Raw genomic sequence first — 11,563 nt, forward strand, 5'->3', positions numbered from 1 at the left:
TCGCTGCCACACGGCAGTCTAAAAAGCAGTAAAAACGCACGTCTAAGACGTGCGTTCAGGTCGTTCAGTATCACTCGATAACGGTCGCGCCGGTTTCGGCACTGGAGACCGCCTGGCGGAATACATGGAACAGATTACGGCCAAAACCGGTCTGCTCTGCGCTCAGGTCAGGATGATACGCGGTACGCTGGCTCAAATCGGCTTCTGTGCTGAGCGTGCCTTCTTTGGCATTCAGCGTAATGATATCGCCATTTTGTAAGAAGGCCAGCGGACCATTTTTGCTCGCTTCCGGTGTTACGTGGATAGCGGCTGGAATTTTACCGGAGGCACCGGACAGACGACCATCGGTCACCAGCGCCACTTTGAAGCCGGCTTTCTGGATATTCCCCAGAATTGGCATCAGTTTATGCAGCTCAGGCATGCCGTTGGCACCCGGACCGTTGTGGCGAACCACCACAATCACATCGCGGTTCAGAAGACCGGCTTTGTACGCGGCTTCAACATCGTGCTGAGATTCAAAAATCTCAACCGGTGCACTGATGATATGGTGCTCTGGCGCTACGGCGCTGACTTTAATCACGCCACGGCCCAAATTACCAGACAGCACTTTCAGGCCGCCCGTTGCGTTGAATACACCATCGCCTGCGGCAATGACGTCTGGATTACGGGTTTCAGTCACCGGAACCCAGCTCAGCTGACCGTTTTCCAGCACTGGCTCAGACAGGTAGTCTTCCATGCTACCGAATACCGGCGTGGCATCCATATGCAGCAGACCGCGATCTGCCAGCTTACGCAGCAGCAGTGGTACACCACCGGCTTCGTGGAAGGCGTTGATGTCGGCTGGGCCGTTCGGGTACACACGAGTCATCAATGGTACCACATCAGACAGATCGCTGAAGTCATCCCAAGTCACAATCAGACCCGCAGCGCGAGCGACAGCAATCATGTGCAGTGTGTGGTTGGTGCTACCGCCGGAAGCCAGCAGGGCGACCAGACCGTTGACCATAGCACGTGCGTCAACCACGTCCGCCAGTGGGCGGTAGGTGCTGCTGCCTTGAACCATACCGGCAATCTTGCGTGCGGCATCATCAGTCAGCGCCGCGCGCAGTTCGGTGTTCGGGGCGATAAAGGCGGAACCAGGCAGCATCAGACCCATAGCTTCAAACACCAATTGGTTGGTGTTGGCGGTGCCATAGAATGTACAGGTGCCCGGGGCGTGGTAGGCACCACACTCCATGTCCAGCAGTGCTTCACGGCCTAATTTACCGGCAGCATATTCTTGACGAATTTTAACTTTCTCGTCATTGCTGATACCGGTCGGCATTGGGCCGGCAGGAACAAATGCAGTAGGCAGGTGACCAAAGGTCAGTGCGCCCATCAGTTGGCCTGGTGCGATTTTATCGCAGATGCCGAGCAGCAAAGTACCGTCAAAGGTATTGTGGCTGAGTGAGACTGCGGTTGCTTGTGCAATCAGATCGCGCGAGAACAGAGACATATCCATGCCCGGCTGGCCTTGCGTTACACCATCACACATAGCAGGTACGCCACCGGCAACTTGGGCACTGTGACCCAGTTCTGCCAGTACGGCTTTAATTTGATCTGGATAGTGCTGGTATGGCTGATGCGCAGACAGCATATCGTTGTATGCAGTCACGATGCCGATGTTGGCACGGGTCATATCCAGAATGTTGTGCTTTTGCTGGCTGGAACAGGCCGCGACGGCATGCGCCAAGTTACCGCAGGCCAGTGCCGCGCGGTTTTTGCCTTGTGCTGCCTGAGATTGGATCTGCGCCAGATAACGCGCGCGGGACTCCGCGCTGCGCTCCGCGATGCGTGCGGTAACCTGGTTAATAACTGGATGCATCAATTGGCCCCTTTAACAGCTGCGACGGCACGCTCAACAACCTCATCAAACGGTGCGTTTACATCGATACGCAGAATGCCGGACTCGCCGGTGGCAACTGGACATTCCAGCGTCTCGAACTGGCTTTGCAGCATGTTTTCCTTCTGGAAATGACCGCTGCGCTGACGGATACGCTCCAGGATGACATCGTAAGTACCGTCCAAGTAGACGAAAGTCACATTTTGATTCCCTTCACGAATCATATCACGATACTTACGCTTGAGTGCTGAACAGACGATGATTCCGGTTTCATTTTTCATCTCAATGCTGAAAACCGCATCACGAATACGTTCTAACCACGGAGCACGATCATCATCATTCAGTGGATTGCCACCGCTCATTTTTAGGATGTTTGCTTTTGGGTGCAAATCATCACCATCAATGAACTTGGCATTCAGTGCATTTGCCAGTGCGGCACCCACACTTGACTTACCACACGCGGAAACACCCATCACGATAATGCTGCGACCTGCCATAGTTTGACCTCAATCTCAATTTTGAAAGTTGCTTGTGTTTAGCTGTATCTACGATAGCACGTTACGGGTAACATGTTACCGGTAACTACAAAAACTGTGATGTAAAACACAGCTAACCTGGGATGAACACTATGTCTGATATGTCATTGATTATGACCGCCGCGGGATCGATCATTCTGCTGCTGTTCTTGGTAATGAAGGTGCGGCTGCATGCCGTGGTGGCGCTGATTCTGGTATCGATGATTGCCGGTTTATTCTCTGGAATGAACCCCGCCGATATCGCCGCAACTATCCAAAAAGGGATGGGCGGTACCTTAGGTTTCGTTGCCGTGGTGGTAGCGTTGGGTGCTATGTTCGGTAAAGTGATGGAAACCACCGGTGCACTGGATCGTATCGCACAAACCCTGCTGGGTAAGTTCGGTAAAGACCGTGCTAACTGGGCGATCACCATCACCGGCTTTATCTGTGCACTGCCACTGTTCTTTGACGTTGCCGTGGTACTGCTGATTGGTGTTGCATTCGCGATTGTCCGCCGTGGTGGTGGTAGTGTCGTGAAAATCGGTATCGCGCTGCTGGCCGGTATCGCGACCTGTCAGGCATTCTTGATCCCAGCACCGGGCCCAATCCTGGTGGCTTCACAGCTGGGTGCTGACTTCGGTTATATGATCCTGTTCGGTCTGCTGGCGTCTATCCCTGCGATGATTCTGGCTGGTCCACTGTTCGGCTCCATGATCTCGAAAGTGGTTGATGTGCCGTTGCCAGAGCACGCGCAGAACGATGATACCAACCGTGGTGAACTGCCATCTTTCGGTCTGGCGATGGGCCTGATTGGTCTGCCACTGCTGATGATTGGTCTGAAAACCATTGCGGCGCGTTTTGTTGAGAAAGGCTCTGATCTGTACAACTGGCTGGAGTTCATTGGTCACCCGTTCACCGCTATCATGGTTGCGTGTCTGGCTGCGTTCTATTTGCTGGGTATTCGCCGCGGTATGAGCCGTGATGAAGTGATGAGTGTGTGTGGTTCTGCGCTGCAGCCTGCCGGTATCATCATTCTGGTAACCGGTGCGGGCGGTGTGTTCAAGCAAGTACTGGTTGATTCTGGCGTAGGTGCGGCACTGGGTAACATTCTGGCTGGCTCTGGTCTGCCAATCGTGGCGCTGGCGTTCATTCTGGCGGCTGCGGTACGTGTGATTCAAGGTTCGGCAACCGTTGCGATGCTGACCTCGTGTGGCCTGATCCTGCCAATGCTGGAAGGTCTGGGTATGAACGGTGCTCAGCTGGCAGCAATCACTATTGCTATCGGTGGTGGTGCGATTGTTCTGTCTCACGTGAACGACTCTGGTTTCTGGCTGGCTAACCGCTACTTAGGTCTGACAGAGAAGCAAACTCTGCAAACCTGGACCGTGATGGAAACCATCATCGGTGCGACAGGTGGTGTGGTTGCCATGATTATCATGATGTTCCTGTAATCCACTGTGTCAGCCTGTTATAAGGCTACGCATTGATTGCGGTAACTGATTGCTGTAACCGAAAAAGCCGTCCCTTGGGGCGGCTTTTTGTTTGGGAGGATTCGGTTCGGTGAGCATGGTCAGAGGGTTTAGATGCTTTGTAGCGGCCTGATATGAGCGCGGTGGCACAGAGAGGCAAAACAAACAGGCTTACTTGCTTTATAGTCTGCGTTTTTATCAGGGAAACAGATTCAGCATGCGGTTAAATCAGGCAGTTAAAATGGTCGCCGGAGTGGTCTTGGCGTTGGCATTAGTCGGTTGTGGTGCGCGTGGTGATACGCCGGCACAAAAGCGCAATGCTATTCATCAGATGCGACAAGATACGCTGCAAAAATTATATCGTGAGCAGCCAAAAGCGCGTACTGCGATCCGCAAAGCACAAGGCTATGCTGTGTTTTCCAACAAAAGTAACAAGCTGGGCCTTATCGGTATTGGCCATGGTTTTGGCGTTGTGCGTGATAACCGCACGGGCAAAAATACCTATATGCGGATGATGAGCGTAGGGGCCGGTGTTGGGCTAGGCATTCAAGACATTCGCTTTGTGGCGATTTTCCATGATCGTAAGACGATGCAAAACTTTATCCAGCATGGCTGGGATGCGTCTGCCGGTGCTGATGCGGCGGCTAAATGGAAAGAAAAGGGCGATGCTGGTAATCAGACCGTTGCTGCTGACTTTAATGGCGTCACCATCTACCAGCTCACGGAGCACGGTTTAGCCTTGCAAGCGATGGTGCAAGGCTACAAATACTGGCCAGATGACGAGCTGAACTAAAAGACTGAAAAATAGTTCGGATTAGACAAGAAAAACGGCGACCGATAGATTCTGTCGCCGTTTTTGTTTGTGCTAGAACCTTGTAAATAAGGCTGCGCTTAATACAGCATTTCTCTCCGCGCTTATTGGCGCGCCGCCAACAGAGCGGTTTGTAGGCTGTTCCATGGGCCGCGTGCGGTATCAATCAACTCCACTCGGCTATCTGCTGGCGCGCTGTCTGCGGTTTCAATTTCAAATTCATGCTGTTGGCGATTAAAACGCAACGTGCCGCCGGCAATTCGCACCATCCCTTTGGCCCGTTGCACCGGCGCGGTACGTGCCCATTCGAGAATTTGCGTCATATCAAACACGGTATCGTGATCGAAAATCCAGCCACAACTGTAATAGCCTTGCCCTTGATTCTCTGCCCGTCGCCAACGTTCGTGGCTTTGTAAGCTCATCACCGCCGAGAGCGGCTTGGCTGCGGCATGCTGGCGCGCGGCGTTATGGGTAGCCGAGTCTGTGAGTTGATGCTGATGACAAGGTAAATCAAGCAATTCAGGATTAATGGCACCTTGAGCCACGACCTGATGGGCGCTTAAATCATGCCGTTCAGCCAGTAAAGCGGCGAGCGCGGCATGGTCGGCGGGTTGATAGACGTCAGCTTTATTGGCAATCAGCACATCGGCCGCGGCAAGTTGCTCTCGGAAATTTTCGTTATCACGATAACGCGGATCAGCAAGCTGGCGAGCATCCAGTACACACAGCGTCGCACGCAGGTCGAGCACGGTTTCGTAGTGTTCGCCGCTGAGCATGCTCAAGACCTGTTTCGGATGACCAAGGCCCGTTGGTTCAATCAGCAACCGATCCGGTTTTTCGCGGCTAATCAGCATATTCAAGCCGATTTGCATCGGTAATCCGGCTACGCAGCACAAGCAACCACCGGGGATCTCTTTAATCGCGGCACCTTGCCCAGCAAGCAATGCTCCATCGATGCCGATTTCGCCAAATTCGTTGACCAAAATGGCCCATTTTTCATCCGCCGGTTTGTGTGCCAGCAGGTGACGCAACGTGGTGGTTTTGCCACTGCCAAGAAAGCCGGTAATCAGGTTTGTCTTAATCACTGTGGTATCCGGTCCGTATCGCTAAAACAGGAAAATGCGGTGAGGAAATGATAACGGGTATTGTTTCCATGTGTACATCCACCTTAACGGAAAGTCTGCATGAATGACAGTCGCCCCGTGATTTCGGTGATTGGATTGGCTGAGCTTCAGATGACAAACAATGAGATAGCAAAGAATGAGATGGTTGAGAATGAGAAGGGCAGCGGATACATCCTTTGAATAAAACAGGCCGGTAAAACCGGCCTGTCGGGAGTGCATTAACGATGTGTTGATACGTTGATATGTATCAGTATTAGCGTCTGGTTATTTGTAGACTGGTAACAGATTGAACATCGCCAGAATTTGCACAATCAGGTTGGTCAGACCGAACAGCAAGACCAAAATGATGCCAGCATTGCCACCTGGCGCGCGGTAATCCGGGCTGCCAAATTTTTTGCGGCTAGCACGCGCCATCATCGCTGGAATAATCGCTGCCCAGATAGCGGCAGCCAGTCCGGCAAAACCAATCGCGTAGATAAAGCCATCTGGGAACATCAGGCCACCAATGGTTGGCGGCAGGAAGGTCACCACCGCGGTCTTGGTGCGGCCTAATAAGCTGTCGTCAAACTTCAAGAGATCTGCAATATAGTCGAACAGACCCAGCGTCACGCCAAGGAATGAGCTGGCAACGGCCATGTAAGAGAACGCAGTCAGCAGTTTGTCGATAGTTTGGGTCGATACCACGCCACTTAACGCACTCAGCAAGTTACCGATGTTGCCGCCCTGACCGATGATGCCCTTGAACTCCTCGCGCGAAATATTGCCGAGGATAGACAGCTGCCACAACACATAAATGACCAGCGCAATCAGCGTACCGAACAGCAAGCTTTTCACCACTGAGCCGGAGTCTTTGCCATAGTATTTGACCAAGCTCGGTACGTTACCGTGGTAACCGAAGGAGGCCAGACAGTAAGGCAGTGCCGCCAGAGCAAATGGCAGGTAGCTTGCATCAGCATCGCCGGTATTAAACAAAATCGCCGGTTGTACGTGTTGGATCAGATCAAAGGTGGAGAGCAAAAAGGTGATCACCATGCCGCCGATTAAGACGGTGGTCAGGCGGTCTACCGCTTTGGTGGAGATCCAGACGAAAAAGGCCAATCCCAAGGCAAACAGCAATCCGGCGGCGGTTTGGTTCATGCTGATCCCAAACGCGGCATTCAGGGTATGGCTGATAATCGAGCCACCGCCCGAGATGTAGGCGTAAGTCAGAATATAGAGCACGAACGCAACGGTCAGACCGTTAACCACATTCCAGCCTTTTCCCAGCAGCCCTTTGACCATAGTGTCAAAGCTCGCGCCGACTTTGTAGTTCAGGTTGGCTTCTAAGATCATCAGGCCTGACAGATACATGCACAGCCAGGTAAACAACAAGATCACCACGGAGCCGGTAAACCAGACACCGGCAGTTACGACTGGGAGGGAGAACATTCCGGCACCTACAGCGGTTCCGGCTATGATCATGGCGCCGCCTAATACGGAGGGACGTTTTGCCATGGTTGGTGTGATGACCTCTTGCTGACTCATAGACACATTCCTTATGAAAATACGACTGGATACTGAGTGTCCGTCTTTGTGTACTAGCATAATAGTGCGCCGTGGCGAGGGATGTAAACAGATATTTTAATTAATCCGCACGTTATGCAACTTCGCGCGCCACTTTATGTCAAAAAAACAGTGCAACGCCGTGCTAGATTTGCTTTGCGAAATAAGTCCGCCAGAGACTTATTCAGAATGTAAGCCGTTTATATTTTGAAATCTCACGCCACCAAAAAGAAACGTTGTGTTTTATTTGCTGGCGTTAAGCTGAACTAGAGTCACTATGAAGTTGATCACTCAAGTTAACCTTCCGGTTGTTTGTAATCGGTATTTTTATGTGTTTCGCTGTGTGATGGCAAAACTGAGGAGTCAGGTTGCAATGAAAGTTAGAAAATGTCAGCGTCTGTGCCAGTATTGCATGAAGAACGGAACAGTATCACCGTTGAAAAAGTTGGATGAGCTATGGTGTGATGTGTTTGTGTGTCACTCATGCTTCCGCCAATTTGCTGATTGAGGATGTGACTTTTCGGATGACATTGAATCCCTGATTCAGTATGGGTACCGGGATGTACCCCCTTAGCTCGCCAAGCTTTCCCTTACCTCTCATTTTGCTTTCTGCTCTGTTTTTTCGCTTGCTTACCGCATCCTTTTTTTTATCCCACGATATTTATCCAACCATTTATCCTTATTCAACCCGTTATCTTTAATTCAGCTATTTATCCTTATTCAATAATGGTCAGTTACGACAGGCTGTTTTTTGTGTGCTTTGATGCAGTTAGCGCTGTTCATGCACCTGTGTGCTCGGAGGACTGCTCAGGTGGCAAAGAGATTTACAGCCGCGCAGAGATCAGGCAGATTGAAAGGAAGGCACTTTGCCGGTTGGGTGTAAATCGCAGTATTTAGGGACAGGATGTAAAGATAATGACTTATCAGAATGATGATATAAGAATAAAGGAAATCAAAGAGTTACTTCCACCGGTTGCGTTGCTGGAGAAGTTTGCTGTTACTGATAAGGCTGCGGCAACGGTGTTCAATGCCCGTCAGGCGATTCATCAGATTTTGCAAAGCGAAGATGACCGCTTGCTAGTGGTGATTGGTCCTTGTTCCATTCACGATCCGGCCGCCGCGCTGGAATACAGCAAGCGTCTGTTAGAGCTGCGCGAAGAGCTGTCTGATGACTTAGAAGTGGTGATGCGGGTGTATTTTGAAAAGCCGCGTACCACGGTTGGTTGGAAAGGGCTGATTAACGATCCGTATCTGGACGACAGTTACCAGATTAATGATGGCCTGCGCATTGCCCGTAAGCTGCTGTTGGACATTAATGACTTAGGCATGCCAACCGCGGGTGAGTTTTTGGATATGATCACGCCGCAGTATATGGCGGATTTGATGAGTTGGGGCGCGATCGGGGCACGAACAACAGAATCTCAAGTTCATCGTGAGCTGGCCTCTGGCCTGTCGTGTCCGGTTGGCTTTAAAAATGGCACCGATGGCACCATCAAAGTAGCGATTGATGCGATCGCCGCAGCAGGCTCTTCGCACCATTTCTTGTCGGTGACCAAGTTTGGTCATTCAGCCATTGTATCGACGGCCGGTAATCAAGATTGCCACATTATTCTGCGTGGCGGTAAAGAGCCGAATTACAGTGCCGCTCATGTCAGCGTGGTGCTGCGTGAGCTGGAGAAAAACGGTCTACCACCGAAAGTGATGATTGATTTTAGCCATGCCAACAGTGCTAAACAGTATCAACGTCAAAATGCGGTGGCTGAGGACGTAGGCGCGCAGATCGCGGCCGGTCAGCAGGCGATCTTCGGGGTGATGATTGAAAGTCATCTGGTGGAAGGTCGTCAGGATTTGGTGCCGGGTCAGCCGTTAACGTTTGGCCAGAGTATCACCGATGCTTGTATTGGCTGGGATGATACCGAGAATGTTCTGCGGCATCTGGCGGCCTCGGTACGCGCTCGTCGTGCGAGTAAATAATTTTTCCTCCCGCAGGGATTTTTCCCGCATGTAACTCGCGAAGTGTGTCGGGCGTCAGTGATCTATTCAATCCGACGCAGACACACTCCGTTGTTGTTCTTGTTTTGCATTGTTTGTTGGGTTCAGTGGCCTGCCTGCACGATGGCTGTTCTGAAAACTGAACTTGAGACTGAACCGAAAACAGATCCGACGACAATCACCGGTACGGCCTGTTACAATCCGCGCGAATTTATCCTTGGAGCGTAGGCAAACGTGCTACTTCTCATTTTGACCACCGTGTTGTGGGCTTTCTCATTTAGTCTGATTGGCGTTTATCTGGCCGGTCAGGTGGATACTTGGTTTTCGGTATTGATGCGCGTGCTGTTGGCGCTGTTGGTGATGCTGCCGTTTTTGCGTCCACGTTTGGTGCCGATGCGCGATCGGCTGACGCTCATGGCGTTAGGCGCTTGCCAGCTTGGGATCATGTATCTGTTCTACTACCATGCCTTTTTATTGCTGACGGTGCCGGAAGTGGTGCTGTTTACCATCCTCACTCCGCTGTATGTCACGCTGATCTACGATTTGCTGCAACGCCGTTTTAGTCGCGGTTATTTTGTGAGTGCGGCATTGGCAGTCGCCGGGGCTTTGGTGATCCGCTATGGCGCGGTCAGCAGCCAGTTTGTTTTGGGTTTTTTGGTGGTGCAGGCCGCCAATATTTGTTTTGCCATCGGCCAAGTGGGTTATAAATACTGGGTTGAACGGCAGCCGCAGCCAATTTCCCAACATGCGGTGTTTGCTTGGTTTTATGCCGGAGCGTCGGTAGTAGGGGTGATCGCATTTGCTCTATTTGGCGATCTCAGCCGCTTGCCGCATACGCCAGTGCAGTGGGGCGTTCTCATGTGGTTAGGGCTGGTGGCTTCAGGTCTGGGATACTTTATGTGGAATAAAGGCGCGACCCAAGTGGATACCGGTACGTTGGCGGTGATGAATAATGCGTTGGTTCCCGCCGGATTGCTGGTGAATTTTGCGCTCTGGAATCAGCATCCTGATTGGTTACGTTTAGCCGCTGGAGGGATTTTGATCCTGCTTTCGCTGCAAGTAAGCCGCTATTTTCGCTTACGTTCAGCGCCAGTGACCTGATCACTTTCTAGGCCTGCTTGGCGAGGAGATGCTCGGTAAGCGGTGTTCGAGCTGATACATGACAGAAGAAAACCGGCGTTAGGCGCCGGTTTTTCCTTTCTAAAAAGACTGCTTTTTTCTATCTCTTTCTCTAGTGATTTCTCGACCTATTTAGTTATCGGTATCGTTATGGAGTGCGCTGTTTTTCCATCTTTCCATCAATATAGTGATAGTGCCTTACACCGCGCGGCAATGTGGCAAAAAGGCGGTTTGCTCACGCGCGCAGTGCAGGAAATGGCTGATCGCCGGATCGCTGCGTTCATTTTCCCTGACTGCTAGATATAAGCGCCGCCATAATCCTTTATCACCAATCTGGCGGCTACAGAGCAGCCCTTGCTGTTCGGCATCGAAGACCGCCCAATGCGGCAGCGCGGCGATCCCCATACCTGCTGCCACCATTTGCAATTGCAGCAGCGTATTCTCGACCGGTTTGAGTGTTGGCGTCATTTGCGCCGGTTGCAACACGTAGCGCCAGATATCCAAACGCTGTTTGGGTACGGGATAGACCAGCAGACGCTCATCTTGCAGCTCTGCCACATCAACAGTGGCGTGTGTGGCTAAACGATGCTGTGGCGCCATGACCCAGCGGATCTCGAAATCAAACAGTGGGGCATAGTAGATCCCCGCGCGCGCTTGCACATCACTGGTGATCACCATATCGAGCTCACCTTGCAGCAAGCGTGGCTGCGGATCAAAAGCGGTGGCAGCCGTAAAACGCACCTCGGTTTGCGGGGCTTCTTGCCCGAAACGAGTAAGCGTCGGCATGAGCCATTGAATGCAGCTATGGCACTCAATCGCCAATGCCAGCGCTGGGCGCAGCGCGGTGTTGTGCTGACGTAGCGCCTCTTCAACCAGACTGACTTGCGGCAAGATTGAGCTTGCCAGTGTCAGCAGTTGCTCTCCTTGCGGCGTAAATTTTACCGGCCTTGTTTTGCGGATAAACAGAGGATGGCCGAGCCGTTGCTCTAGCTCATTGAGCTGGTGAGATAGGGCCGATTGAGTCTGATGCAGCTGCTGCGCGGCTGCGGTGAGGCTTCCGCTATCGCGCAGGGTTTGCAGCGTTCTGAGATGGCGCAGCTCGATCATGG

General features: G+C 52.0%; 9 protein-coding genes. 4 read left to right on the forward strand and 5 right to left on the reverse strand.

Annotated elements, in window-relative coordinates; all coding sequences use genetic code 11:
* Positions 1 to 70: 70 nt before the first annotated feature.
* Positions 71 to 1,864, reverse strand: a complete 1,794-nt coding sequence (gene edd / locus L975_RS05945) for a phosphogluconate dehydratase (RefSeq protein ID WP_201765043.1) — start codon at positions 1,862 to 1,864, stop codon at positions 71 to 73.
* Entirely contained in the window at positions 1,864 to 2,379 is a 516-nt protein-coding gene (locus L975_RS05950; protein WP_010861856.1) for a gluconokinase, read from the reverse strand. The genes edd and L975_RS05950 overlap by 1 nt, the downstream gene beginning before the upstream one ends.
* A gap of 131 nt (positions 2,380 to 2,510) precedes the next feature.
* On the opposite strand from L975_RS05950, the gene gntU reads away from it, so the two are divergent.
* Positions 2,511 to 3,848, forward strand: a complete 1,338-nt coding sequence (gene gntU, locus L975_RS05955; protein ID WP_039045357.1) for a gluconate transporter — start codon at positions 2,511 to 2,513, stop codon at positions 3,846 to 3,848.
* Positions 3,849 to 4,083: 235 nt separating this feature from the next.
* Entirely contained in the window at positions 4,084 to 4,659 is a 576-nt protein-coding gene (locus L975_RS05960) for a lipoprotein (RefSeq protein WP_010861854.1), read from the forward strand.
* A gap of 122 nt (positions 4,660 to 4,781) precedes the next feature.
* Here L975_RS05960 and L975_RS05965 read toward each other — a convergent pair whose 3' ends face one another.
* Positions 4,782 to 5,762, reverse strand: coding sequence for a GTP-binding protein (locus L975_RS05965; protein ID WP_039045356.1), 981 nt, complete (start codon positions 5,760 to 5,762; stop codon positions 4,782 to 4,784).
* 303 nt (positions 5,763 to 6,065) lie between these two features.
* Entirely contained in the window at positions 6,066 to 7,325 is a 1,260-nt protein-coding gene (gene mtr, locus L975_RS05970; RefSeq protein WP_036768505.1) for a tryptophan permease, read from the reverse strand.
* A 933-nt stretch (positions 7,326 to 8,258) separates the two neighbouring features.
* Between mtr and aroG the strand changes: the two genes are divergently transcribed.
* Both aroG and L975_RS05980 read left to right on the forward strand, forming a co-directional pair.
* Positions 8,259 to 9,317: a 3-deoxy-7-phosphoheptulonate synthase AroG gene (gene aroG / locus L975_RS05975; protein WP_010861851.1), complete on the forward strand. Its 1,059-nt coding sequence runs from the start codon at positions 8,259 to 8,261 to the stop codon at positions 9,315 to 9,317.
* Positions 9,318 to 9,569: 252 nt separating this feature from the next.
* The gene (locus tag L975_RS05980; RefSeq protein ID WP_047707698.1) at positions 9,570 to 10,436 is read left to right on the forward strand and encodes a carboxylate/amino acid/amine transporter; all 867 of its coding nucleotides are present in this window, start codon (positions 9,570 to 9,572) and stop codon (positions 10,434 to 10,436) included.
* A gap of 216 nt (positions 10,437 to 10,652) precedes the next feature.
* Here the strand turns inward: L975_RS05980 and L975_RS05985 are convergent, their stop codons facing one another.
* Positions 10,653 to 11,561, reverse strand: coding sequence for a LysR substrate-binding domain-containing protein (locus L975_RS05985; protein ID WP_047707699.1), 909 nt, complete (start codon positions 11,559 to 11,561; stop codon positions 10,653 to 10,655).
* Positions 11,562 to 11,563 lie beyond the last annotated feature (2 nt).

It is taken from the genome of Plesiomonas sp. ZOR0011, from assembly GCF_000800945.1.
Classification (GTDB): Bacteria; Pseudomonadota; Gammaproteobacteria; order Enterobacterales; family CAMTGL01; genus Plesiomonas; species Plesiomonas shigelloides.

Bases quoted from the DNA above. Each gene is read 5' to 3' on its own strand.
- edd (WP_201765043.1), bottom strand. From the start codon at position 1,864: ATGCATCCAGTTATTAACCAGGTTACCGCACGCATCGCGGAGCGCAGC.
- L975_RS05950 (WP_010861856.1), bottom strand. From the start codon at position 2,379: ATGGCAGGTCGCAGCATTATCGTGATGGGTGTTTCCGCGTGTGGTAAG.
- gntU (WP_039045357.1), top strand. From the start codon at position 2,511: ATGTCTGATATGTCATTGATTATGACCGCCGCGGGATCGATCATTCTG.
- L975_RS05960 (WP_010861854.1), top strand. From the start codon at position 4,084: ATGCGGTTAAATCAGGCAGTTAAAATGGTCGCCGGAGTGGTCTTGGCG.
- mtr (WP_036768505.1), bottom strand. From the start codon at position 7,325: ATGAGTCAGCAAGAGGTCATCACACCAACCATGGCAAAACGTCCCTCC.
- aroG (WP_010861851.1), top strand. From the start codon at position 8,259: ATGACTTATCAGAATGATGATATAAGAATAAAGGAAATCAAAGAGTTA.
- L975_RS05985 (WP_047707699.1), bottom strand. From the start codon at position 11,561: ATGATCGAGCTGCGCCATCTCAGAACGCTGCAAACCCTGCGCGATAGC.